Source organism: Vibrio sp. 1978, from assembly GCF_033344345.1.
This window is the reverse complement of sequence record NZ_JAWPOP010000029.1, coordinates 1-25,964: the sequence shown is the minus strand read 5'-3', so window position 1 is coordinate 25,964 and position 25,964 is coordinate 1. Positions and strand designations below refer to the sequence as shown.

The 25,964-nt window shown below is 45.9% G+C and carries 24 protein-coding genes; 9 read left to right on the top strand and 15 right to left on the bottom strand.

All coding sequences use genetic code 11. The features are described 5' to 3' along the window. Positions 1-255: 255 nt before the first annotated feature. The 6 genes from arsJ to rhtB all read right to left on the bottom strand — a co-directional run bounded on the left by arsJ (position 256) and on the right by rhtB (position 5,634). Positions 256-1,473: an organoarsenical effux MFS transporter ArsJ gene (gene arsJ / locus R8N49_RS20910; RefSeq protein ID WP_054575539.1), complete on the bottom strand. Its 1,218-nt coding sequence runs from the start codon at positions 1,471-1,473 to the stop codon at positions 256-258. Between the two features lie 254 nt (positions 1,474-1,727). Beyond that, entirely contained in the window at positions 1,728-2,222 is a 495-nt protein-coding gene (locus R8N49_RS20905; RefSeq protein ID WP_053307418.1) for a cyclin-dependent kinase inhibitor 3 family protein, read from the bottom strand. A 12-nt stretch (positions 2,223-2,234) separates the two neighbouring features. Then, complete coding sequence (locus R8N49_RS20900) at positions 2,235-3,236, bottom strand: ArsJ-associated glyceraldehyde-3-phosphate dehydrogenase (protein ID WP_005383630.1); 1,002 nt, start codon at positions 3,234-3,236, stop codon at positions 2,235-2,237. A gap of 42 nt (positions 3,237-3,278) precedes the next feature. Then, entirely contained in the window at positions 3,279-3,614 is a 336-nt protein-coding gene (locus R8N49_RS20895; RefSeq protein ID WP_258489826.1) for a metalloregulator ArsR/SmtB family transcription factor, read from the bottom strand. A gap of 154 nt (positions 3,615-3,768) precedes the next feature. After that, entirely contained in the window at positions 3,769-4,992 is a 1,224-nt protein-coding gene (locus R8N49_RS20890) for an EAL and HDOD domain-containing protein (protein WP_017636082.1), read from the bottom strand. Between the two features lie 24 nt (positions 4,993-5,016). Then, a complete protein-coding gene (gene rhtB, locus R8N49_RS20885) occupies positions 5,017-5,634 on the bottom strand; it encodes a homoserine/homoserine lactone efflux protein (RefSeq protein ID WP_132937316.1) in 618 nt (205 codons plus the stop codon). Between the two features lie 65 nt (positions 5,635-5,699). Here rhtB and R8N49_RS20880 point away from each other — a divergent pair, with 65 nt between their 5' ends. Both R8N49_RS20880 and R8N49_RS20875 read left to right on the top strand, forming a co-directional pair. Next, positions 5,700-6,710 (top strand): alpha/beta fold hydrolase, encoded by a 1,011-nt coding sequence (locus tag R8N49_RS20880; protein ID WP_005378733.1) that lies wholly within the window; start codon positions 5,700-5,702, stop codon positions 6,708-6,710. Between the two features lie 244 nt (positions 6,711-6,954). Then, on the top strand, positions 6,955-7,779 hold the full coding sequence (locus R8N49_RS20875; protein WP_005378734.1) for a Cof-type HAD-IIB family hydrolase: 825 nt from the start codon (positions 6,955-6,957) through the stop codon (positions 7,777-7,779). Between the two features lie 50 nt (positions 7,780-7,829). Here the strand turns inward: R8N49_RS20875 and R8N49_RS20870 are convergent, their stop codons facing one another. Next, the gene (locus tag R8N49_RS20870) at positions 7,830-8,300 is read right to left on the bottom strand and encodes an EVE domain-containing protein (protein ID WP_132937317.1); all 471 of its coding nucleotides are present in this window, start codon (positions 8,298-8,300) and stop codon (positions 7,830-7,832) included. A 47-nt stretch (positions 8,301-8,347) separates the two neighbouring features. Here R8N49_RS20870 and R8N49_RS20865 point away from each other — a divergent pair, with 47 nt between their 5' ends. Together R8N49_RS20865 and R8N49_RS20860 are read left to right on the top strand one after the other, a co-directional pair. Continuing rightward, on the top strand, positions 8,348-9,898 hold the full coding sequence (locus R8N49_RS20865; RefSeq protein WP_132937318.1) for a COG3650 family protein: 1,551 nt from the start codon (positions 8,348-8,350) through the stop codon (positions 9,896-9,898). Further along, entirely contained in the window at positions 9,898-10,494 is a 597-nt protein-coding gene (locus R8N49_RS20860) for a tRNA-uridine aminocarboxypropyltransferase (RefSeq protein WP_033907272.1), read from the top strand. The genes R8N49_RS20865 and R8N49_RS20860 overlap by 1 nt, the downstream gene beginning before the upstream one ends. Positions 10,495-10,576: 82 nt before the next feature. Here R8N49_RS20860 and R8N49_RS20855 read toward each other — a convergent pair whose 3' ends face one another. The 7 genes from R8N49_RS20855 to lptM form a co-directional block, all read right to left on the bottom strand. Beyond that, positions 10,577-13,063: an EAL domain-containing protein gene (locus R8N49_RS20855; protein WP_186584593.1), complete on the bottom strand. Its 2,487-nt coding sequence runs from the start codon at positions 13,061-13,063 to the stop codon at positions 10,577-10,579. Positions 13,064-13,201: 138 nt separating this feature from the next. Further along, a complete protein-coding gene (yigB, locus tag R8N49_RS20850) occupies positions 13,202-13,918 on the bottom strand; it encodes a 5-amino-6-(5-phospho-D-ribitylamino)uracil phosphatase YigB (protein ID WP_053350826.1) in 717 nt (238 codons plus the stop codon). 8 nt (positions 13,919-13,926) lie between these two features. After that, positions 13,927-14,859, bottom strand: a complete 933-nt coding sequence (gene xerC / locus R8N49_RS20845) for a tyrosine recombinase XerC (protein WP_132937319.1) — start codon at positions 14,857-14,859, stop codon at positions 13,927-13,929. Further along, the gene (locus R8N49_RS20840; protein ID WP_186584592.1) at positions 14,825-15,556 is read right to left on the bottom strand and encodes a DUF484 family protein; all 732 of its coding nucleotides are present in this window, start codon (positions 15,554-15,556) and stop codon (positions 14,825-14,827) included. Before R8N49_RS20840 ends, xerC begins: the two co-directional genes overlap by 35 nt. Further along, the gene (gene dapF / locus R8N49_RS20835) at positions 15,550-16,380 is read right to left on the bottom strand and encodes a diaminopimelate epimerase (protein WP_005378744.1); all 831 of its coding nucleotides are present in this window, start codon (positions 16,378-16,380) and stop codon (positions 15,550-15,552) included. The genes R8N49_RS20840 and dapF overlap by 7 nt, the downstream gene beginning before the upstream one ends. A gap of 10 nt (positions 16,381-16,390) precedes the next feature. Further along, positions 16,391-17,644, bottom strand: a complete 1,254-nt coding sequence (lysA, locus tag R8N49_RS20830; protein WP_005378745.1) for a diaminopimelate decarboxylase — start codon at positions 17,642-17,644, stop codon at positions 16,391-16,393. A gap of 61 nt (positions 17,645-17,705) precedes the next feature. Continuing rightward, entirely contained in the window at positions 17,706-17,822 is a 117-nt protein-coding gene (gene lptM / locus R8N49_RS31040) for an LPS translocon maturation chaperone LptM (protein ID WP_005378746.1), read from the bottom strand. A gap of 74 nt (positions 17,823-17,896) precedes the next feature. On the opposite strand from lptM, the gene cyaY reads away from it, so the two are divergent. Beyond that, positions 17,897-18,211 (top strand): iron donor protein CyaY, encoded by a 315-nt coding sequence (gene cyaY / locus R8N49_RS20820; protein ID WP_005378747.1) that lies wholly within the window; start codon positions 17,897-17,899, stop codon positions 18,209-18,211. Positions 18,212-18,280: 69 nt separating this feature from the next. On the opposite strand, the gene R8N49_RS20815 is transcribed toward cyaY, so the two are convergent. Next, positions 18,281-20,809 (bottom strand): class I adenylate cyclase, encoded by a 2,529-nt coding sequence (locus R8N49_RS20815; RefSeq protein WP_053350817.1) that lies wholly within the window; start codon positions 20,807-20,809, stop codon positions 18,281-18,283. A gap of 346 nt (positions 20,810-21,155) precedes the next feature. Here R8N49_RS20815 and hemC point away from each other — a divergent pair, with 346 nt between their 5' ends. Genes hemC through R8N49_RS20795 form a run of 4 tightly spaced genes read left to right on the top strand, consistent with a single transcriptional unit; the run spans position 21,156 to position 25,235 of the window. Beyond that, on the top strand, positions 21,156-22,094 hold the full coding sequence (gene hemC / locus R8N49_RS20810) for a hydroxymethylbilane synthase (protein ID WP_132937321.1): 939 nt from the start codon (positions 21,156-21,158) through the stop codon (positions 22,092-22,094). Between the two features lie 2 nt (positions 22,095-22,096). Next, positions 22,097-22,825, top strand: coding sequence for a uroporphyrinogen-III synthase (locus R8N49_RS20805; protein WP_005383386.1), 729 nt, complete (start codon positions 22,097-22,099; stop codon positions 22,823-22,825). A 17-nt stretch (positions 22,826-22,842) separates the two neighbouring features. Then, complete coding sequence (locus tag R8N49_RS20800) at positions 22,843-24,054, top strand: uroporphyrinogen-III C-methyltransferase (protein ID WP_104979849.1); 1,212 nt, start codon at positions 22,843-22,845, stop codon at positions 24,052-24,054. After that, positions 24,054-25,235 (top strand): heme biosynthesis protein HemY, encoded by a 1,182-nt coding sequence (locus R8N49_RS20795; RefSeq protein WP_318190068.1) that lies wholly within the window; start codon positions 24,054-24,056, stop codon positions 25,233-25,235. The genes R8N49_RS20800 and R8N49_RS20795 overlap by 1 nt, the downstream gene beginning before the upstream one ends. Positions 25,236-25,964: the final 729 nt, after the last annotated feature.

Here is a 25,964-nt window from a genome sequence, read left to right as displayed (position 1 = left end):
TTTATAGCATAGGGTAAATCTCAACCAGTGAAATAGTTAACAATCTGTTTTTGCTTATTTTTAACTCAACAATGACCTACAACGGGGATTTCATCACCACTCTAATCACTTAACGAGAACCAAAAACCAAGCATCAGTATTCACTCTCCATGCCAAACCGACACAATCTGATTACACCAAACGGCGCATAAGAAACAAAAATGGCTCCGATTTGGAGCCATTTATACCATCTACAGATAGCGATACTGGGGATAGTTACGCAGTAGCAACATCAGCTTTTGGCAACTTAATTGAAATCAGCGTCGTCAGTGCCAAGAAAGCAAAAGAAACCCATAAGCACGCCGCAAGACCAGCCTCTTGGTAGATCCAACCCGATAATACCGTGCCAATCAAACGTCCCATCGCATTGGCCATGTAATAAAAACCGACATCCAACGAGACGCCATCGCCTTTAGCGTAGCTCACTATCAAGTACGAGTGCAGCGAAGAGTTAATGGCAAACACAGCGCCAAAAATCATCAAACCTACCACAATCACCAATTCAGGCTGCCAACCGATTTGCACACCATAAGCAATACCAGCCGTAATTAACGCTAGGACTCCTGCCCACACCAATGCTGCACTACCATCAGGCACACGACCTTGCGCTTTGCCAGTAATACGCGGCGCAATGCCTTGCACAAACCCATAAGCAATGACCCACGCAGCGAGAAAGCTACCAACCCACAAGTGATCCCAGCCAAACACGCTACCAAGATAAATAGGCAGAGCAACGACAAACCACACATCACGAGCACCGAATAAGAACATGCGAGCTGCGGATAAAATGTTTATCGATTCAGACTTGGAGAATATTTGGCGAAACTTAGGTTTACTCTTTGCTTTACCCATGTCCGCTTCTAGCCAGATCATGCTGCAAACAAACACTAATGTAAGTACACCCGCCATAATAAACATCGAGTTTTGAAAACCCACCCAAGACAGCAGCAAGCCGCCAACAAAAAAGCCCGCTCCTTTGAGTGCATTCTTCGAGCCAGTTAAAATCGCTACCCATTTGTAGAGCGCACCTTGCTGCTCGTCTGGTACTAGCGTTTTAATCGCGCTCTTAGCACTCATTTTGTTCAGATCTTTGGCAATCCCCGACAGAGCTTGCGCTGCCATCACCCAAGGAATGGTCAGCCATGCATTTGGTACTGCGAGCATCAGCAACGCAAACACTTGCATCGCTAAACCAATGTTCATGGTTTTATTTAGGCCTAACCTTGCGCCCAACCAACCACCAACCAGGTTTGTCACCACACCAAAAAATTCATAGAAAAGAAACAGTGAGGCAATAGCTAACGTGGAATAACCTAAGTCATGAAAATAGAGCACCACCAGCATACGCAGTGCGCCATCGGTCACCGTAAAGTTCCAATAGTTAAACGTCACTAACATGTACTGACGAATACTTTTGCTTAATTGAGAAATCATATTGACCTCATATGTACAGCGATAGAAGCATTTAGATCATCATGTTCTAAATACTTTCTAACCTGTACAGCAACATTGACCAATATAATGTTGCTGTGATTTTTAAAAAATGCCCCAACATCAATAAAAAGCAAAATACACCTTAAAAACAATGCATTAGTTAATATTAATGGCTTTTTTTGTAAACAGTCGTATCCTGAAGAAGCTCGAATTTAGCTTTTGGATCATAATGAACCAAAAGCTATTTAAGCTGATCAAGCGTCTTGAGCCACGCGTTCGATGTACTCAACTTGCACAGGTTTTGTAAATGCACCAGGGCGCAATGCCTGCACTTCTCGCACGATATCTTCTAACTGCCATTCCTTTTCTAGGAGTAGGTGAGCAGCGAACAAACCTGTGCGCCCCGAACCACCCATACAATGCATCGCAATTTTGCCACCTTGAGCAAGAATCTCGTGCAGTTCCGGACTGGCTTGTTGCCACTTCGTCGCAAATTCTTCATTTGGTGCGCAGTCGTCTTCAATCTCGATCTGGAACCATTTCATACCCAGTTGCTGAGTGGCTTCACCCAATGCAGAGACATTCTTCGCAGCTAATTCACTATCATCTAATGCAGTAACGACCGCTTGAACACCCTGCTCTTTCAACTGTTCTAACGACGCATGCAAATCGACACCTTTCGTTCCTGGGCACGGTGTTAAGATTAAAGCACCGGAGTCCAAATCTAATTGCCATGTAGGATGAGACATTGTGACCCCCTTTTAAGCCAAACCAACGTTACGAACCAGCTCTGCTGTGCGCGTTGCATAACCCATTTCGTTATCGTACCAAGCATAAATCTTAACCATACGAGAACCCACAACCATGGTTGATTGCGCATCAACGATGGTTGAACGTTGGTCGCCTTTATAATCGATAGAAACTAAAGGACGCTCTTCGAAGCCAAGGATGCCTTTCAAATCACCTTCAGATGCTTCTTTTAACAGTGCATTCACTTCTTCTGCTGTGGTATCACGCTTCACATCAAAAATGATGTCTGTTAACGATGCGTTTGCTAGAGGTACGCGAACCGCATGACCATTAATTTTGTCTTTTAATTCTGGGAAAATTTCGACAATCGCCTTCGCGCTACCCGTCGTAGTCGGGATAAGGCTCATGCCGCATGCTCTTGCACGGCGTAGATCTTTGTGTGGCGCATCCAAAATAGTTTGCGTATTCGTCAGGTCGTGAATGGTCGTAAAAGAAGATTGTTCGATACCCAATTTCTCATGAATGACTTTAACCACAGGTGCGATACAGTTAGTCGTACACGAAGCTGCTGTCACGATACGATGTTTTTCAGGGTCGAAAATATGGTCGTTCACGCCCACCACAATGTTCGCGATACCTTCTTCTTTCACAGGTGCGCTTACCACGACACGTTTCACGCCTTGCTCTAGGTATTTGTTTAGGAATGATGTTTTGCGATGTACGCCTGTCGCTTCAATCACAACATCACAATCAGACCAGTTCACCGCATCGATATCGCGTTGTTGAGTCGTGGCGACACGCTTGCCGTTGATGACGAGCTCACTGCCTTCGACCTGAACTCCATGATGCCAACGACCTTGCACTGAATCGAATTCTAATAAGTGACCAAGCGTAGCGGCGTCACCTGCGACATCGTTGATTAACACAAACTCCAATTCTGGCCAATCAAATGCCGCTCGCAGCGCTAAGCGACCAATTCGGCCAAAGCCATTAATTCCTACTTTAATTGTCATAGTTTTACCCTCTAATCTTCTACCTTGAATCTCTATTCGCTGTTAACAGCAAGCCTCACGACTTTTATCGTGTAAGCGTGTGATGTCGTCTTGGTATTCCTGCTTCAAACAGTTTGATGCCACTAAGTCTTCAATTAACTTTCGCACCCAACCTGGCAATTGCTGTGATAACTCGTAATACACCCATTGCCCTTGGCGTTTATCCACCAAGATGCCACTGGACCGTAACTGAGCAAGATGACGAGAAACTTTCGGCTGGCTCTCTTGCAGAGCAAACGCCAAATCACCAACGCAAGTTTCACCTTCACGGGCCACGAGCATTAAACAACGTACGCGTGTTTCATCGGATAACAGCTTAAAAAACTGATGTGGAAGCATAATGAACATACCTATATATGGATATGCGTATATGTTTATTTAATTAAGATATATCGTCAAGAGGAAACCGTCCATCGTCATAAAAGTTTCACATCTAACGAACAGCTTGATTGTAAAGAGAGAGATTCAAAGAGATAAAAGATAAGACACGAAATTATGCAGTCGCGATGCTTTGACTCCAGCGAACCGCTTCACCTAAGGAGAGCTTCACTTCCTCTAAAGGCAACCCCAATTGCATCGTGATTTTTTCAACCCCTGACCAATCGGCACGCTCGTAGCACTCTTCGAGGGAAATAAGTGCACCATAAACCCCTTTGCGATGTAATAGCGCTTGTTGTACTGAATGACTAAGCGGTAACTGCCTAACTAAAGATTCCACCGAAAGATCCAACAGCGCATCTAGAATCGACAGCAAACCAACCATAAAACCTTGTTCGTTGAGGTGAGAGAAGGGCTGATAGCGCGACATCAATTGGCAAAATTGAGCTCGTTGCAATGAAAGGTGATACAGCTCTCGAGGCTTGTTACTGGAGATATACGATGCCACAACCAAAGAGACAAACTGCTTAAGGTTATCCTGGCCAAGATAAATCAATGCCTGACGAAAAGAGCTGATTTCGACAGCCAAATTCGGCGCTTGCGTATTTACAAAACGCAATAATTTATATGACAACGCGACATCTTGCGTAATGATGGACTCGATACGAGTAAAGTCAGGCTCAGGAGCACAAACTTCACGAAACAGTTGCAATGCCAACACTTGCTCAGGACTGACGTATTTAGTCTGCGAGACGAGTGGCTTGCTAAAAAAATAACCTTGGAAAAATTTAAAGCCAGCCGCTTTCGCTTGCTCAAACTCTTCTGCGGTTTCAACACGTTCTGCTAAAAAGTGGTATTTGACGCGTTTGGCAAGGTGTGTTGTGACAAGTTCACAGGCCTTTTCGAGCCCCATCGCCATAATGTCGAGCTTCACAATATGCACATATGGCAAAAAACGGCGCCATTCTGGTGTTAGGGTGAAGTCATCCAAAGCGATCAAGTAACCTTCTCGATAAAACTCACGAATCGCATCAAGAAGCTCATCCGTAGGTTGGCACGTTTCCAACACTTCGATGACAATTTTGTTTTTCGGCAAACTGCGCGGCAAACGTCGCACCAAACTTTGATGAGGAAAGTTAATAAAGCATCTTGAAGAGGCAATCACTGGGTTAGTACCCAGTGATAGGAAGTTTTCGACGATCAGTCGGTATGTCGCTCGATTTGAATCAATATGTGAAGGGTATGCGTTACTCTCCCCGTCTCGAAACAACAATTCATAACCCAGCGTCTGTCTTTTTCGGTTAAAGATCGGCTGGCGAGCGACATACGTTGTATTCATGCTAAAGAAGGACCTATAAATGGCTTATGACTTTGCAGCTGCTAATAATGCACCACAACCCATGAACATTGAACCGAATACTTTGTTTATTTTTCCCATGATTTTATCGGAGCGAATAAAGCGTCCCATTTGTGCTGCCAAGCTCGTGTAACCCAACATTACACACGCATCAATCACGACCGTAGTGACGCCAAGCACCAACAGTTGCGTGATTTGGTCTTTTGCCGGGTCAATAAACTGCGGGAACAACGCCACCAGAAAAACAATCGATTTAGGGTTGGTGAGGTTAATTAACACAGCCTTGTACAACAGCGCCGTGCCTGACATCTCGTTGTGGTTTTCAGCTGCGACTAAGCTTGACGTATCGCGCCATTTCAGAATCCCCAACCAAACCAGATAAGCGGCACCAACCCATTTAATGACAGAAAATGCGGTTGCTGACTGCGCGACAAGCGCACCAATACCCGCCCCCACCAGCGCGATGTGGATAACTAAACCAATTTGTAAGCCAATAATGGCACCCAGTGATTTACGGGTACCGTAACTCAAACCATTACTGATTGAGTTCACCGTGCCAGAGCCCGGAGCCAAACTAAAAACGATTGCTGTTACTACATAAGCTAACCAGACATGGGTATCCATTGCATTTCCTCACTAATTCTTCGATGATACATCGCGTAAACAACGTATCTTCAGGTAATCAACTAATGGCGACTAACCATTCACCTTTGACTTATACTCAAGAGACATTATTTGAGCAAGCAATTGGTGGTCCGATCGCAGCACTTTGGCAAACTCGCCAAGAGGGCTTTGTTAAAGGGACTGAGAAAAAGAACATTTACTGGTGCAAGCTAACCAACCCAGAGCATAAAAAAGCCGTGCTCATCGTAAATGGACGCATTGAGTCTTCCTGGAAATACCAAGAGCTGTTTTACGATCTCTACCGCCAAGGTTTCGATGTCTATTCCTTTGACCACCGCGGACAAGGTTTATCAGATCGTTTATTATCTGACTCAGATATGGGTCACGTCTATGACTTTACTGATTATATTGATGATATGGACATCGTCGTAAAAAAACACGACCTTAGCGAATATCAACAATGCTTCATCATCGCGCACTCTATGGGCGGCGCGATCGCCACACGTTACCTGCAAACTCACCCAGAACACCCTTTTACTGGTTTGATTCTAAGTGCGCCCATGTTTGGCATTAACCTGCCATGGTACCTATCACCAATAGCGATTCCGGTCACACAAATTATGTCAGCGGTATCGACTTTGCCACGCTATGCACCAGGACATCAGGCCTACTTCCCTAAGCCCTTTGAAGATAACCCACTTAGCCAAAGTTACGGCCGCTACCAATGGTTCCGAAACCTATATACGGAAAAACCGGAACTGCAAGTCGGTGGGCCAAGCACTCGCTGGGTTTGGCAAGGGCTCATGGCCGCTAAGCAGTGCTTTTTATTAACTCGCCAAGTCAAAATACCAGTAATCCTAATCCAAGCCGGAAACGATCGGATTGTTAGCAACCTCGCGCAAAAGCGTTTTATTGATAAATTGCGGAAAACCAACCCGCACGCGGAGCTGCTTTCTATCGAAGGCGCACAGCATGAAATCTTGTTCGAGACCGACAAGTATCGTAATCAAGCGCTCGATGCGATTTTCCGCTTTATGAATGACCCTAAATCACCATCAAACGAACAAGCACAATAAGAACTCTAGGCGACCATTTCACGACTAAGATTAAAGAGGAAATGTCTACACATCGATTTACCCTCTTTTTCATCCTCATTTTGGCGTACACTGCTTGAACTTGGCTACTTTGACACTGTGTTTAACCGCATAGTGCTATGAGCCCAAGTTCCCCCGCATTCGGAGCAGTACGATCTAGTCAGTCTGCTGTACTCCGTTTGCAATTCACCTGTTCCACACTATCCAAACCGTTTACGAGGACTTCATGAGCACATCGCTACCTTGCAAAGAGATCACCAAAATCGTTGCCTCTGATCTGGATGGCACGTTACTCGCACCTAACCATCAGCTCAGTGCTTACTCAAAAGAGACGCTAAAAGCGCTGCATGAAAAGGGTTATACCTTTGTCTTTGCAACCGGCCGTCACCACGTAGACGTTGCGAGCATCCGTCGCCAAGTTGGCATTCCAGCTTATATGATCACGTCGAATGGTGCCCGAGTGCATGACCAGGAAGATCAGCTAATGTACAGCGAGAATGTCCCTGCGGAACTGGTACAAGGCGTGATCGACACGATCAAACATGATCAAGAAATACTTATTCACATGTATCAAAATGATAGCTGGTTGATGAACAAGGATGATGAAACGTTACGTGACTTCCACGATGAATTCACTTACGTCTTATTTGATGAAGACCAAGCCCCAACTGACGGTATTGCGAAAGTTTTCTTCACGCATCCTGGAGAAGACCACGAACGTTTGGTCGTATTTGAAAACAAACTACGTGAGCAGTTTGGTGATAAGCTGAACATCGCATTTTCAACGCCTTGGTGTTTGGAAGTAATGAGCGCTGGCGTGTCTAAAGGTCATGCTCTTGAAGCGGTAGCGAAAAAACTCGACCTCACGTTAGAAAACTGCGTAGCATTTGGTGATGGCATGAATGACGTAGAAATGCTGTCGATGGCAGGTAAAGGGCTAGTTATGGGTACATCACACGAAAAAGTGATGAAAGCTCTACCAAATAATGAAGTAATTGGCAGCAATGCAGAAGATGCGGTTGCACACTACCTACAAGAACACTTGCTGTAAGCTTCAATACTCCAAATTATGAAGGGCTGCACATTCGCAGCCCTTTTCTTTTATCGCTGACTTGGCAGCTTCTCTTTGCCAAGAATCGCGTCCCATTCTTCTTCTATCACGGGCATAATCGACAAGCGATTTCCACGTTTCACCAACGGCATGTTCTCAAGTTCTGGCATCGCTTTCATCACCGACAACGGAATCACTCGCGCCGTTTTACGTACAAACTCTACATCCACCATAATCCAACGCGGGTTGTCTGGGTCTGACTTTGGATCGTAATAATCGCTTTCGGGATCGAATTGGAAATGATCGGGATAGGCTTCTCTCACAACTTTAGCAATACCTGCCACGCCAACATGTTTACAAGAAGAGTGGTAAATCAGGACTAAATCGCCCACCTTCACTTGGTCACGCATCATATTGCGCGCCTGATAATTACGAACTCCCTCCCAACATGAAACCTTTTGAGTTCGAAGCGTGTCAATAGAAAAGGTATCTGGTTCAGTTTTAAATAACCAATATGCCATAATGCCATCCGATGCCGATTGAGTAACAATAATGAGGAAGATATAACATGAAGGCTTTGAAAAACCCAGTGGCGCTTGCCACCCTGCTGGTTCTGCAAGCATGTAGTTCACAGCCGCCACAATCTGGTGCTGCTGACCCAACCTCTCCACCAGCAACCTTAGATAAGCCTGAAACCATTCAACCTCAAACTTTTATGCTACGCGGAAAAGTGATCGTCGGTCACGAGAGCCAATACATCATGCCTTGTGGCAGCGACAAGCAATATTGGTTGCAACTATCACCACAGCAAATGCAACGAGCAATTCAGTTAAATAACGAGCCTTACCAGACTATGTATGGCGAGGTTATCGGCCACCTCAACCCACCGGGCATCGATGGGTTTTCTGCTGATTTCGATGCTAACTTTGTAGTGGAACAAGTGAACTTCCTCACAACGGAAAACCCAAACCGTTGTCAGCAACCAAACAAACCAACTCGCGTGTTTGGTAATGAGCCTTCTTGGTCGGCAAGCTTTGAGGCTAATGGACTAACATTCCAGAAAATCGGCAAACAAACCACAAAATTAGCGATTAACAGCAGTCAGCTTCAACCTCGCCAGCGCACTTATCAACTGCAAGGTGGTGAGCTTCGCTTAACAGAAAACCTCTGCTCAGACACAATGAGCGATTCTTTATATGGCTGGAAAGCAACACTAAAACATGATGGCGAGACGTATCAAGGTTGTGGTATGGCTGCAAACGTCGATGCAACGCTTGGCTGGGCTAATACCTATGTCGCGACCTCAACCCAATCACAAGGCTTTGAAGTACAAATGACCTTAAACCCAGACCACAGCGCCACAACAAAATACCGTTACGCCAATGGACAAGCACCATTAATCGAGCGTGGTTACTGGCAACAGTTAAGTCCGTCTCAGGTTCAAGTTGTCATGACGCATCATCAACAGCAAAGGCTAATGTTAGAGCGACTGTTTACTCGAGAAGGCAATCAGCTCAAAGCGACCAAAGAAAAAGTCGGTAACTTGGTATACCCAATCGCCGATGGTGGTTTAGTCCTTTATCCTGCCACCGTTCGTGATGAAGGCATCATGCAACCAGCCGAAAAACGCACCAACAACCCCATCGGTAGTGCTGACGTACCTTCTAGTGCAGAGTTTGATTCAAAAGTAGATGCCGCGGTGCGCAACTACTTCTTTATCCATCAAACCAACCCCAACAATAACCAATACCGTTGGCTAACTTACGACCTCAACAGCGATGGTAACGAAGAGCTATTGGTACAGTTGGATTGGTGTGGTTCCGGTGGCTGTACATTGCTAATATTTGAACATCACGAAAAGGAATGGCGCTTTAATAGCCGCATTACACTAGTGCAAAGCCCGATTATGCTCGGCCAACAAACCTCTCATGGTTGGCGAGATCTGATTTTTAATGTCAGCGGTGGCGGAGCTAAAGCGGCTCAACATGTGATGCAATACACTGGGGTTAGCTACCCACTCAACCCAAGCATGGCGCCAACGGCAACGCCGAACCAAGTCAGTGGCGTGCGTCTGTTCTCTGATGGGATAAGCCCGGTGCGAGAAGGAGTTCGTCTGTAATGTCACAACCGTGTCCAACCTGCGGTTTTCAATTCAATTGTATGTGCTCGCTAATGCCGAAACTTAACAGTGAGCACAACATCCTGCTGTTAATGCATCCGAATGAACTGAAGCGTGATACTAATACCGGCCAGCTACTAGAGCAGTGCCAACTCAACATTGAGCGAGTAATCTGGGATCGCAAACAGCCACCAGCAGAATTGCTCACTCTATTAGCTGATCCGTCGCGGTATCCGGTGTTGCTCTTCCCCTGTGAAGAAAGTATCACACTCGAACATGTGGTACTCCAAAGCCAGCAACAAACCAAAACTCCGCTGTTTATTATTTTGGATGCCACCTGGCAAGAGGCGCGCAAGATGATCAATAAGAGCCGTTGGTTAGAAGGTATCCCTACTATGGGATTGTCTGCGTCGGCGGACTCACAATATCAGCTGCGACGCAACCAACAACAAGGTAATTTGTGTACGTTTGAAGTCGCTGCACATTTGCTCGGGCAACTTGGAGAACAAAACAACCAACAACAAATGCAGCGCTTTTTTGCCCATTACCTCGCTCTGTTCCAAGCTGAAAAGAGTGGACACGCTCTTAAGCGTTAACCATTAAGCTCAGTAGAAGAACCAAACAAAAAACGCAGCCTACGCTGCGTTTTTACGACAAGAAGTTTCACGTGAAACATCATTAAAACAGTCGAGTCGGCTCGCCAAGATAGTAACCCTGCAAATAATCCACCCCCATGTCTTGTGCAATGGTACACACCTCCTGATTGTGGACGAACTCCGCCACCGTCTCCGCGTTAAACACCTGGCACAAACGCACCAACTGGGAAGCGATCTTGCGCTGTTTTAAGTCTTTATCAATATCACGAATCAAGCTGCCATCGAGCTTTATGACTTCTGGCTCCAACTTTAGGATTTCATCGATATTCGAATAACCGGACCCAAAGTCATCAACAATGATACGCGCCCCTAAGCTTCTAAAATGACTGCACACTTCTATCATTCGGCCGTAGTCTTTGATCTGCTCAGATTCCAGCACTTCTAAACCAATTCGCCTTGGGTCATTTAGCTGGCTAATTTCATGCTCTAAAAGCATTAAAGTTTTATCACTGAGCAAATCTTGCGGCGATAAGTTTATAGAAAAGTCACCTTGCTTATCTCGCATATAATGCAACGTAGAATGAATCATGTGCCGACTTAGTCGAGTGTAAAGATGCGTATCAGAGATAATTGGCAGAAAACGCCCTGGCGCAATCACCGTTCCATCGGCTTCCAGAATACGAACCAAACATTCTTGGCTTGCCAGTTTGTGGCTACCCGCATGCACAATAGGTTGGCTATAAGTGATGATATTCTGTTTAAGAATGGCTCTACTGACGCAACTTAGCCATCCAAGTTGCTCTTTACGCACATCCTCACTGACTTCAATATCTTTCGCATTACAGATATGGGTATTACTGCGTACACCGGAGCGCCTCGCTTCGATGCCTTTGAGTAAGAGCTCATCTACTGAAGCGGATGGAAAGTCTCGACGACTCACTAAGCCGCCGCATAGCGAGATAGAAAGATAATCTATTTCACGTAGGCCAATTGGCTCAAAATTAGTTTGTTCTACCGCGTCAGCAAAACGCGTAAAGTGCTGTTTGATGGTCTCGCTGCTTTGATCAGCTTTAAATATGAACGCCCACTCACCAACCCCAATACTATAAAGCTGCAAAGCCGTTGGCATGCCGAAACGCTTTCGTAGTCGATTCGTAAAGTGCATTGAGAGATCTTTGAGTAATTGATCTCCCACTCGGTAGCCGTATTTTTCGTTGATATGACTAAAGTTAAGTAGCTTTAGAGTCAACAAATGCTCATCCAAATCGATGTTACTCAGCCGCTCTTGCAATGCGACCCGGTTTTGTAACCCCGTACGACTGTCGCGTCGATAGCTTTCTTGTAACTTGCGCGTTTGGCGATCGAGTTGATATCCCATATGCGCGTTCATATGGTTGAGATCGCCGATCGCATTTCGAATCAAGCTAAACAACGGTGAAATAGAGGAGCTAACGGGCGACTTAGGCAAGTTCAATGTTTGCACTTCGTCTCCCTCTCGCATCGCTAAATACGTCAGGCTGTGATGAAGAATTTCGGGCTGACCAATACCACCATGCAGTTCCCCCATACAGTAACTACCAAACGTCGTCGCAATATCTTTGAAGGCTTGGACTTCGTCGCTGCTGTCAATAAAGTCTAACCGTGACGCGCAGTTAAAAATCATAACGACTTCAGGTTGGTGCATGGCTAACTCAACCACACCATGCCGCACTTGCTCGAGCGTTAACGAGGGATGGTTATAGCAAAATTGCACTTCGTCACCAAGACACCAGGGCCTGTCGAAGCTCATACTGCCATCAGCGTGTAGCTCCGTTACCGTACAAACTTCCTTTCGCCCTAAGCTTTCTCGATACAAAGGAAAGCTGAGCAGTTGACTCAGCGTCACGTCATGGCCATCCGCCAAGTAACGCTTGTATACGTCCAGCGCTTTCTTCTCACCTAAACAATACAAGCGCGTTCCTTTTGCATGAGTGACTTTGTGTGGCATGCCAATCGGGTTCCACTCCGAATACGCATCAGTCCATAGCTTCAAAGTATCACTGTGCAAAGCTACGGCAACCACAGCGTTATCGTAAACTCGGTTTTGATATAGCACCCAGCAGCCATCGTCAATACTCTGCGCCAACCCTCCAGAAATCACTACTTCTTCACTGGCGAAGGTTTGAAACAAGGGATAGTCACGTCGTTCAATTTGCACAGCAAAGCTGAGGATCACCTGTGAATTATGCTGCATTAGAAGAGAGCGCTTGAGCTCCCCGCCATCAATGTCAGGGGAGTAAGAGTATGTTTGTACCGCAGAAGTCAGCGTGGTTTGCTCAAATTCAATCACACTCACTAGGCAACCAGAGGTAAATATCTCCCCTTCCAGAATTACATTACGCGTACTATGCCCCATAACATGAGCATTCGGCAGCGACGACAAAACGGCGTCTGCAAGTGTGGTCGTAAATTCGCGCGATTGCGTCGACAATATTTGTACTAAATATTGTTTATCTGAGGAAGTCGGAAAAGTGACTAAAAAGTCATTCAGTTGACTGACATCGTGAACCAGTTTTGAAAAAGCTCGCATGGACCTACCACTGCCGTAACACTATCTTCACCACGACGTGTGGCGTTACTATTTTTATTTAATAGAGAATAATTTACGTGGCTTTGCGCTGCTTTTCTAGACACAAAATGAGATTAGAATGGATTAATGCGAAAGCAATTAAAAAAGTGTGAGTAACGGCTGCAAACTATTGATTTCAATATCAGGTAAAGTACGTGTTTTTGAATGGTTAATGACATTTTTATTCATATCATTAAACCAACAGGCTGCAAAACCAGCCAACTTTGCACCATGCACATCCGTGGTTAGGTGATCACCGACATGCAGAATATTCTCCGCAGGGATATCCAAGAATCGCTTCGCTTTAGTAAACATATCGGTTGCGGGTTTCGCCAATCCATCTGGTCCTGCTTTAAGTACCTGTTGGAAATAAGGCGTAAGACCGATGCGGTCTAAATCCACATTACCGTTGGTGATTGCCACCAACGGGATGTGCTGCGCGAGTTCCTCCAGTACATCGAGGCTTTGCTGCGGCACTTCAAAACGGTTACGCCAGTCCAACGCAACGTCTACTGCGGCTTTCGCAGCGGCATGTGCTGCGTCTTCGTCGTAGCCTACTTGGGAGAAGGCTTGCTGAAGTTGCACTAAACGCCATAAAGTGACATCGCTCTTCAGCTCGGGTTGTTGCTGCACAACACGCTGTTTGAGAGCAAACCAATCCGCTTTGTTCATATGAGCAACCGCTGGATGATGGTGCTTGAGCCAAGATAGCAACTCACGCTCCATGCGAACGATCACAGGATAGTTGTCATAGAGGGTATCATCTAGGTCAAAGGTCATTGCCTTAATAGGCTCGATACGGCGATAAAATTTCATACTTCGGCTCACTCCCCGTTCTTTTTACGTGCGCGTGGGTGGGCTTGGTCGTAGGCTTGCGCCAAATGTTGGAAATCCAAGTGCGTGTAGATTTGGGTCGTCGAAATGTTCTCGTGCCCTAAAAGCTCCTGTACCGCACGTAAGTTATTGCTTGATTCGAGCATATGTGTCGCAAATGAGTGACGCAGTTTATGCGGACTAATATGGCTTGCGACAGACTGTTTCTGCCCCCATTCAGCCATGCGCTTTTGCACGCTACGATGCGAAATACGCGTTCCGAGCTTAGATACAAACAAGGCGGGCTCACCTGGAGCGGCTAAATCACCACGAACGCGTAACCACTTCCCGACCCACTCGGTTGCCATCCCAGAGAACGGCACTTTACGTTCTTTATCGCCTTTACCAATAACACGAAGCTCACCACTACGCAGTTGTACATCACGTACATCCACACCCACCAACTCAGCCAAACGTAAGCCGGCACCGTACATCAGCTCCATCATGGCGCGATCGCGCACAGCCAGCGGATCGTCCTCGTTGACTTCAAGTAATTGGCTCACTTCGTCAACATCGAGGTTTTTGGGCAACGGGCGTTTTTTGCGAGGTGCTGAAACCCCTTTGGCTGGGTTAGCAGACATCTCGCCACGCAGAATAAGGAAATCGAAAAAGCTACGCAGTGATGAGAGTCGCGTTGCCAAACTGCTGGCTTTCATGCCTTCTCGCATGCCCTTACCTGCTAATTGGCGCACCCAACCAGCATCCACTTGAGACCAATCTTTGAGCCCCATTTCAGCTAAGTGCTGCGCCATAGTTTCTAGCTGCTGTTTGTAATTGCGCTGAGTATGTAGGCTAAGCCCCTTTTCGCTTCGTAAGAATTCATAGAAGCGCTCAAGAGGCTTTTGCAGACTATTTGGCAGAGGATTGTTGGGAGTTGTCGTCATCGTAACTTTGCCATACCAGTGTTTGAGCGAGATGTGCCACTACTAATGATAGGTGACGCAAAAACAAGGTATCCATATCTGGCTGAAAATGGCCGCCATCTTCACTAGAAAAAGCAAGCACGCCCAGTGTTTGCTGTTTCACGAGCGGCAGTACCACATAGGAACCCATTTCCGGCACTTCCATGTTGCCAAACAAAGCTTCACGATCCACTTTGCGAAGACGTCCTAAGTACGCATCTTTGCCATTTAAGTGAGTGGTCGCAAAGCGTTGATAACTTTCCTTACTCAATTGAATCGATGCGTCGCATTGACTAAACAATCGAACAAACGCACGTAAGCCCAATGCTTTGGCTTTATCTTCGATAGAATGAATGACTTGTTTAAAGTCACCACACTTTAGAATCTGCCCCTGCAAATCCATAAATTCGTAAAAGGTGCGATCATTGTTCGCCGCAAGCGATATTAGTGTAGTGATCTCTTCCTCTAACTCTTCAATGCGCTGACGTTGACGATTCATTTGGATGTGCACCAAAGATACCGCGCCTAAGTCTGAGTGTGGGAAAGATAAACGATCCACAAGCTCCGGACGTTGCACAAAAAAGTCTGGATGATCTTTGAGGTACTCGGCCACTACTTCAGCCGTTAAGGCATCTGCTTCTACTTGAGACAAACCGTTTCCTTTTTCTTCAACTAGCAAGATAATTGACCATCAAATACATGCGTTGTAGGTCCGGTCATAAACAACGGCTTGCCAGGACCTTGCCATGCAATTCGCAATTCACCACCAGGTAGAGAAACCTTAACGTTTTCATCCAACAAGCCCTGCAGAATCCCAACCGCGACTGCCGCGCATGCACCACTACCACAAGCTTGTGTCTCTCCTGCGCCTCGCTCATAAACTCGAAGACGAATATGGTCACGACTCATCACCTGCATAAAGCCAGCGTTGACGCGCTCTGGGAAACGCTCATGCGACTCAAGCAGCGGACCGAGAGTTTCCACTTCTGCCGTATCCACATCGTCGACCACGGTCACTACGTGCGGGTTACCCATGCTCACAGCACCACAAAACAAGGTATTGTCGCCTGCTCGCATGATGTAAGTTTTCTCTTTTTGCTTCGCTTTGAAAGGAATTTTGTTCGGTTCAAACTCTGGCACGCCCATGTTGACCGTCACTTCCCCATCATCTTCGATGTTGAGAATCATCTTTCCTTTCTTGGTGCTCACGCTGATGCTGTATTTATTGGTCAGCCCCTTCAAGCGAACAAAGCGGGCAAAACAGCGTGCACCGTTACCACACTGTTCAACTTCACTACCATCGGCATTAAAAATCCGATAATGGAAGTCGGTTTCAGGGTCGTAAGGGGCCTCTACCACAAGCAATTGGTCAAAACCAACGCCAGTATGACGATCCGCCAAGCGGCGGATCAGGTCTTGCGAGAAAAACACGTTCTGGGTAATACAGTCGACGACCATGAAGTCGTTGCCCAAACCGTGCATTTTGGAAAAGTGGAAATGCATTTGTTGTGTGTTACTCCGGTAGAATCTGTTCCAGCTGCCACAAACTGGTCAGCTCCTCACGCTGGCGAACTAAGTGGCTTTGTTTACCGTCCACCATCACTTCTGCCGCTCGGGTACGAGTATTGTAGTTCGAAGACATCACAAAACCATAGGCACCTGCTGAACGAACCGCGAGTAGATCACCTTCTTGCAAAACGAGTGCGCGATCTTTACCCAAGAAGTCGCCGGTTTCACAAATAGGACCAACCAAGTCGTAAGTCTGAGCTTCACCCTTTCGCGGTGAAACTGGCACAATATCTTGCCATGCTTGGTATAGCGCAGGACGCATCAAGTCGTTCATTGCAGCGTCGATAATCGCAAAGTTTTTATGCTCAGTATGTTTTAAAAACTCAACACGCGTTAGCAATATACCTGCGTTCGCAGCAATTGCACGGCCTGGCTCAAAGATCAGCTCCAAGTCTTGGTGATTTTCAAGACGGCCTAGTAACGCTTTGGCGTAATCAGAAGGCTGAGGTGGTAATTCATCACGATAGACCACACCCAAACCACCGCCGACGTCAAGGTGACGAATGTTAATGCCTTGCGCTTTTAAATCATCAATCAGGGCTAATAAACGGTCTGTCGCGTCGATAAATGGGTCTATATTGGTCAGCTGAGAACCAATGTGGCAGTCGATACCTTGCACATTCAAGTTCGGCAGGCTTTGCGCGAATTTATAAACATCTGGCGCACGATCAAACGCAATGCCGAATTTATTGTCGCGAAGACCAGTCGAAATGTAAGGGTGTGTTTTCGCGTCGACATCTGGATTGATACGCAGAGAAATTGGCGCAATCACACCAAGCTCACCCGCAACCTTGTTCAAACGTTCTAGCTCTGGCTCAGATTCAACGTTGAAACATTTGATACCTAGCTCAAGAGCGCGCTTCATCTCTGCCGGTGTTTTCCCAACACCAGAGAAGACGACTTTCTTCGGATCACCGCCTGCGGCAATCACACGCTCAAGTTCACCACCCGACACGATGTCAAAACCCGATCCCAAACGCGCTAGCGTGTTCAATACGCCTAAGTTTGAGTTGGCTTTCACCGCGTAGCAAACCAGGTGAGGATGCTGACCCACAGCACTATCAAACGCCTTCCAATGGCGCTCTAGCGTGGCTCGAGAATATACATAAAGAGGAGTGCCATATTGCTCTGCAAGAGCTTGAAGTGGGACGTCTTCGGCCCAAAGCTGGCCATCATCCTGATAGTTGAAGTAATCCAAAATTCGCTTCCCTTATTTTATTCGACTGCTGAACCCTAATTTCACCCTAAGGTGCGGTTATTTATTGTGATTGCTCATTCTGTTGAGTGTCATCTGGAATGTATAGTGAGCCAGACTGACCACACCCCGCTAAGGTCGCGGCAACCATCACAAACAACACAGTAACTAATTTTTTCATTTCGCATATCGTGATTATTGAATCAATGCCCCCTATAATCGCACCACACTCAGGAAAAGCAATAGGATAGACGGATGAACGATACTGAATTTCATCAACTGGTGGATGCGCAGATGCAAATCATCGAAGAATCCATCGATGATTCAGGCGCAGACATTGATTACGAAGTCACTGGCAACGTAATGACATTGGAATTTGAAGACCGAAGCCAAATCATCATTAATCGCCAAGAGCCGATGCATGAGATCTGGCTAGCGTCCAAATCTGGTGGTTTCCACTTCAAGCTTATTGAAGGTAAATGGACCTGCTCAAAAACGGGTATGGAGCTATTTGAAATGGTGAAGAAAGAGTGTGAAAAGCACGCAGGCGAAGCCATTGATTGGGCATAATTCTGGTCAATCGTCACCAAAACAAAAAGAGCACCGAAGTGCTCTTTTTGTTTATTGATACGGGTTTAATTACGCGTTCACAGTTTTGGTCGGGCGACTCGGTGAACAACCGTCATTACGGTAAGGAATGATATACGCATTCCCCTCTTCAGGGTGAATAATTTGATAGTACTGAGGCAGGTTAAAATTAATAAACTTCGACGCGACGCGACTATCGTCTTTTACCGACGTGTAGAAACTGTTTACAGACGAAATCATTTCATCTTTGGAGCCACTAAATTGGTGATACACTTCTACTTGATTTGACTCATCCAACACATAAATATTGAAGCCATCTTCGTTATCTTCAAAGAAGAACTGCACCAGACCTTCACTGGCAAACCCATCCACCGCTTCCGGCATTTGATATTCTTGCTCACGATCGAGCATTAACAGCGGCGAGCCTTTGAGTTTGTTAGTGGAAATGCTGCGGTAGAAATCGATGGAATTTTCTAGCTTCTGCACCGACACACCACGACGTTCAAAGAACAACCCATAAGTCTGGTTACCAAGACGCATCGCTTTAAAGCGGCGACGTTTCTCTTGCTCTACTGGTTTCAAGCGTAAGTCGATACATTCAGCTAAAAGCTGGTAAACCATATTACGCATCACACCACGCATGTTCTTCGCATAGCAGAACACATCCACTGATTCTGGTGGCAACGCATCTTGGTGCATTTTGCCCAAAATGGTTTTCAGTGCATCCAGCATCGCCGTTTCCCCTTTGAAATGCAGCGTACGCACTTCATGCCAAGAATTACGGTAAACAAGGTCAACACTGCCGACTAAATTTTTATGTTCTGGACCAAAGCTAAAAATATCGGTGTTCTTAACATCCACTTTCAACGAACGACCAGAAAGTTCAGACGTCGGATCATTTTCAAAGTTGATGAACATCGCAAGCTGGCTTATTTCACAAGGACTCGCTAGCGCCTGCATAGATGGACGACGCTTACGCAACGCAAAAGTATTTCGTAAGTCACTCACCATTTGGTAAAACTTATCAATATCTAGCTGCGCTTCACGTACCACGGCATGTAAACGAGTCGATTCAGTAATCAAGCCATTGAAGAATGCCCAAGCAACCAACTTACTCAAGTATTCATGATGCTCTAGATATGGTTGCCCCAAAATGCGGTGCGCAATAAGTGGTTGTTTATAGAGGTACCAACCAGACTTGTTCACTCCCCCTTTTTTCACTTCGATAAAGCTCAAGTCAGGCTCGTGCAGATCAGGTGAAATCTGTGGGTTTAGTAACGTTACTTTGCCCGGCAATACTTCAAAAGCTGCGTAAAGTTTACGGGCCAAAATACTGATGTCTTGCGGACTGATAGCAGAAGTGATGTCGTTACGACGCGCAAATTGAATCAAGTTACGGTAGCTTTGCATCAACGCATCCAGCAATGCATGATGTACCACCTTTACTTGTTCAACCTTCCAATTACGGCGGTCATCGAGCTCTGCAACGACACTGGCATCCCAATTCCATTTTGCAATCATATCGCTCAGCGCTTCACGACGCCAAGCTACTGAGCCAACATTCGGCTCACGAGATAATTTTTCATGGGTTTTGAGATAGAAACAGCGACGCACTAAATCCAAACGTGTATCGTCTTGAATTCGCTCTAAGTAACGGGTTACTTTTTCCAACATTAAGTAGTACGCATCCATGCCATAGAGATCAGGCTCATGGGCAAAGAAACGACGTTTAGTGTCGATGCTTAACAATTGAGTATGCGGGTATTCCCACGAGTAAGCTTCTAGCAAGATGGCTTTTAATACCGATTTGTAGGGAGAGTCGATGCTTTTGTATAACTGCCACAAGTTCGAGCCGAAGTATTCTTCAGCAGGAATGCAGTTCAATTTACCAAAGTCGATCCATTCACTACAGTCGATGTAACCATCACTGCACAGTTGAGAAACGTACTCGTCGTAACACTCTTCCATTTCTGGCGGCACGATTTGCCATAACAAACGCTGTCCGGCAATACGCACCGCACTACGATAGAATTCATCTAGCAAAAGTAAGTGCTGAGATGAACCACAGTTATCACCTGTCATCTCCTCAGAATGATTGCTTCTAAAGCGCTCTTTATCCATTAAGAAAAAGTTCGCTTCCACGCCTTTGCTTTGTGCCCAATCCGTGATGAGTAAGCATTTATTGGTCAATAACTCGCGTTCGTCACAATCCATCTCTGGTGAGATACACACCCAAATATCCAAATCACTGGAAGTACTTTGACCAATCGAGGAGGTACTGCCCATGGTGTACAAACCCAATATAGCGGGCTTTTCTACCGTCTTGAGCGGCTGACCAATGGCAAGTTGAATATCATCTATGAATTGTTGCTGAATGCTATTTAGTTCAAGCCCATGCACACCAAAAGGGACATCGGCATCATAATAGCCAGGAATTACAGGATGGTTGTAGTTCAACAAGGCAGGAATCAAATGGAAGACTTGCTGGCTTTGCGAATCCATAAGCGCCAGCGCGCGATCAACTCGCTGCTGATTCAAATTATCTAGTCGCTGGATGATTTTTTGGGTGTAAGCCTGCAAGGGGAATTCCTTGGTTGAACAATCACGAAAATCTGCTGACGTTTTAAACCAAAATGGCTTAAAAACGTGATCAATTTAACACTTTTATTGGTGCGGGTAAAGCTTCACGCCCGCGTATCACTCTGGATACAAAACCATACTTTAGTCACAAAATTAATCGCGCGGTAGTGTCGCTCTTATTACCTATTACTAATAATAGTCCTTAGTCTAATTGAGAATCCAGTCACACTATTTTCATAACGTCATGTAATTCCATTCATAGCCTTCAGAGATAACGAACTAACAGTAAGCATTTCTTGATGAGAATGGTAGGATAAACCCAAATCCAAACAGCATTGAGAAGATCATGACACAATCCACACCGATTCGCATTGCAACTCGAAAAAGCCCTCTTGCTTTATGGCAAGCTTACTTTGTTAAAGACGCCCTTCAAGCCGCTCACCCTGGCTTGGAAGTCGAGTTAGTAACCATGGTGACCAAAGGTGACGTGATTTTAGATACACCACTAGCAAAAGTTGGCGGCAAAGGCTTGTTCGTAAAAGAGCTTGAAGTCGCGATGCTAGAAGGACGCGCAGACCTCGCCGTTCACTCAATGAAAGACGTACCCGTCGATTTCCCAGAAGGCCTTGGCCTCGTGACCATTTGTGAGCGTGAAGATCCTCGTGATGCCTTCATCTCTAATACCTATAGCCACATTGATGAGCTCCCTCAAGGTGCCGTGGTTGGTACTTGCAGTTTGCGCCGTCAATGCCAACTGAAAGAATATCGTCCGGACATCATCATCAAAGAGCTTCGCGGTAATGTGGGCACTCGCCTTGGTAAGTTAGATGCGGGTGAGTATGATGCAATCATTCTTGCTGCGGCTGGCCTCAAACGATTGAAGCTTGAAGAACGCATTCGTAGCTTTATCGAACCAGAGCAATCACTACCAGCGGTAGGCCAAGGTGCTGTCGGTATTGAGTGCCGCCTTGACGATGAAAGACTGCTTAAGCTGCTTGAGCCACTTAACCACCAAGACACCGTAGACCGCGTTTTGTGTGAGCGCGCAATGAATCTGACCCTAGAAGGCGGCTGTCAGGTACCAATCGGCAGCTATGCCCTACTAGACGGCGACAACATTTGGTTACGCGCATTAGTTGGCGAACCAGATGGCAGCGTAATTGTTCGTGGTGAAATTCGTGGCCATCGTAAAGATGGCGAAGCATTAGGAGTGCAGCTAGCCAATGAGCTGCTAGATAACGGCGCTCGTGAAATCCTAACTAAGCTGTACGCAGATCACGAATAACCATGGCAGTGTTGGTCACTCGGCCGGGAGAGCAAGGCAACGCGCTTTGCTCTCTGCTCGAAAGGCACGGCATTTCCGCATATCACCATCCTCTGATCGACATTGTCGCCGATCTCACGGACACGCACCTCTCTAAACATCTACATCAAGCTCAAATTGTTATCGCTGTTAGTCGACATGCAGTGCAATGTGCACAGCAAATCTTAGCCAGCAACGGGATGTCATGGCCGAAACAAGCTATTTACCTTGCCGTTGGTCAAAAAACAGCACACTATTTAAGCAAATGTACCCAACAGAAAGTACACTATCCCCAAGTCAGTGATAGTGAACACTTATTGCGACTGCCAGAGCTCAACAATGTGGCACAACAACAAGTTCTTATCCTTCGTGGTAACGGCGGAAGAGAGCTGATCAAAGATGCATTGGTGAGGCGTGGCGCAAAAGTTCACTATAGTGAGACTTACAAGAGAGAATTCATCCCATTCGATCCAGTAAGCTGTATCTCACTATGGAAAAACCTACAAATTAACCAGATTATTGTCACCAGTGGTGAACAACTGGATTATTTGTGCAGCCAATTGACGTCGGAGCAATTGACTTGGCTTAATCAACAAGAGTTGTATATCCCCAGTCAGCGTATCGCTGACATCGCAATTCAAAGGGGGTTCACTCGCGTGAGATGCACGGGAAGCGCATCCAACCAAGAATTACTGGCGGCTCTCCAGCCCTAGCTACACAGGATATAGGCATGACAAGTAAAAATAACGACCAAAAAAATAACGATAAAAACCTTTCCGAAGAAACCTCATCGGCACCGCTAGTCGAAAAAACCACATCGCAGCAGGATGCGGACCTTAAAAAAGAGCAACCACAAGCGGCCGAGCCCCCAAAAACAGCAGAGCCAACCAAAGTCGAGTTTGAAGAAAAACAAGGTAAACGCGGTGTCAAACTAGGCACGGTCGCTATCATCTTATCGATTATTTTTGGCGGTGGCCTCGCGTACAAGGTGCATCAACAGCAAGCCGATTACCAAGCGCAGATCGCCCAACTAAAAAGTCAGCTAGAAAGCACTCAAGCTTCCATGAAGCAAGAGCTCAGCCGGGTACAAGAAGAAACCATCGAGAAAGCAACAACCGTGACACACAAAGCGGAAGTGGTACTTGGACAGCAACAGAAGAGCATTGAAAGCTTACAGCTCGCCGTTGCCGATGTGAAAGGTCGTCGACCAAACGACTGGCTATTAGCGGAAGCCGATTACCTTGTCAAATTAGCTGGTCGTAAATTGTTCTTAGAGCACGATGTAGAAAGCGCGACTCAACTGATGGAAAGTGCAGACCAACGCATTGCAGCACTGAATGACCCTAGCCTCGTCAAACTACGTAAAGCAATGGCGAACGATATCACCAAACTTCGCACTATCCCGCTAATTGACCGTGATGGATTGGTACTACGCTTAACTGCCCTACAACAGCAAGTAGACAAGCTCCCTCTCGCCAATGCACTGCTACCTGAAGCTGAAGCCGTAGAAAACACTGAAGTGTCTGAAGATATCGCAAACTGGCAAGATAACTTAATGACCTCTTTGAAGGACTTTTCAGAAAACTTCATTACCTTCCGCACGCGCGATGGTAACGTCATTCCACTGCTTTCTCCTGAGCAACACTTTTACCTGAAAGAAAACATCAAAGCCAAATTGGAAACGGCAATAAAAGCGGTGTACCAAGAGCAAGGTGAAATTTACACCACGTCTCTAAAAACAGCAGACAAATGGGCATTAGCTTTCTTCAACCAAGACGATAATTCTGTTAAAGAGTTCAACAAAACGGTTAACCTACTAAGTCAGCAAAATATTCAAGTGGAATACCCAACAAAACTGCAAAGTCAGTCTCAACTATCAGATGTCATCCGTGAACGCCTACGTCGTGAAGTCACAACGATGACAGGCATGGAGGATAAGTAATGTTTCGTCTTATTTTCCTATTTGTTGTACTAGGCGCAGGACTATTTGTTGGCACCCAGTTTTCTGGTCAGCAAGGCTATGTACTCATCTCCATTGCCGAGAAAACGATCGAGATGAGCGTAACGACATTAGTGGTTTTCGTTATCGCTGCACTCGCAGGTCTTTTTCTGCTTGAGTACCTGATTAAGAAGTTAGTTTATGCTAGTTCTACAACATGGAATTACTTCAGTGTTCGCAAAATGCGCCATTCCCGCCGATACACCAATGAAGGCATTATTAAACTTCTAGAAGGTGACTGGAAAGGTGCTGAGAAGAAAGTAACTCGCTGGGCAAATCATCACGATATGCCGCTGCTTTGCTACTTGGTTGCGTCTGAAGCCGCACAAGGCCAAGGTGATAAAGCAAAACGAGATCACTATCTAGAGCTAGCGAGCCAACAAGAGAACGCCCATCTCGCAGTAGAACTGACTCGAGCGAAACAATTTATCCGCGACAACGAGTTCGAGTCCGCTTTCGATACCTTGCAATCGTTAAAAAGTCAGTATGCGAGTAACTCTATTGTATTGAACTTGCTGAAAACAACGTACATGCAGCTAAAGTTGTGGCAACCTCTTATTGACCTCTTGCCACAACTAACCAAAGCAAAACTCATCACGGAAGAAGAACATGCAGAGCTGATTCAAAAGGCGCAGTGCGGCTTACTCCATGAAGTAGCGCAGCAACAGGGTAGCGAAGGGCTAATCTCCCAATGGAATAGCCTCTCACGTAAAGTGAAACAAGACACACACCTCGTTGCCTGTTTTGCTCGAGAACTCATCACACGAAAAGCTGATGCAGAAGCCTTTACCGTGCTAAAAGAAGCATTAAAAAAACAACCAGCCCCAGAGCTTTATCAACTACTGCCAGATCTAAATCTGCCAGATACCCACCCTGTCGTGGTCTTCTTAGAGGGAGTAGTGAAGAAAGAACCGGATAACGCCGCTGCCCATAGCGCATTAGCGCACTTCTATTTCCGTCAAGAGAAGTGGCAAGAAGCCCAGGATCACTTTGAGATCGCCTTAAAGCTTCGCTCTGACGTCTCTGACTATGCATTCCTAGCAGACACACTAGAGAAGCAAAATCTAACCAAAGCTGCTCACGAAGTCTCTCGTAAAGCTCTCACGCTAGTACAGAATGACTAACTAAAGGTGACCTAACGAAGCCGGCAGCTTACTGTCGGCTTTTTTATTGCCTGCTACTAACCCTTTAGTCCTTGGTCATCAAGATGTTTATCAAATTCATTGGCTCCCAAGTAGTGCCCGACTTCCTAGTAACTCACTATCGTTTCACTTTCACTCTTCTCTTTTGACTACTCTGATCCTGTCATTCCAGCAGAATCCAAAACAATTTTAAAAGATGCAGGAATACGTAACTTTAGCCTGTAGAAGTATGGTTTTAAGACGTAGCTAGATTTAGGCAATAGAGCACGCGCGTCGCTAGACTGAGTAAAACAAAAAGATACATCAGTGAAACAGTGGCTATTTGAGTATGCTTATTCCCGTAAAAGGGGCTAGAGAAGCAATGGTAGTGCTTTAAGAGAACGATAAGGCAATAGATGGTTCAACAGCATCTCCAACAACCTTATCGGGACAGCATGCAGTGATGAGGATGAACAGCTTTAGAGGCAACTGCACTTCTTAGCAAAAATCAAAACGTCACAACCAATACCGATACCAATATTACTTTGTCGAAAAGTAGATCGCATATGGAATTGATTTTTGACAAGCACAGATAGAGTAATAAAGATGTGCGGAAATGAAAAAAGCCTCGCTATTTCTAGCGAGGCTTCTTAATAGTGGCGGAGAGATAGGGATTTGAACCCTAGATACGCTATTAACGTATGCCGGTTTTCAAGACCGGTGCTTTCAACC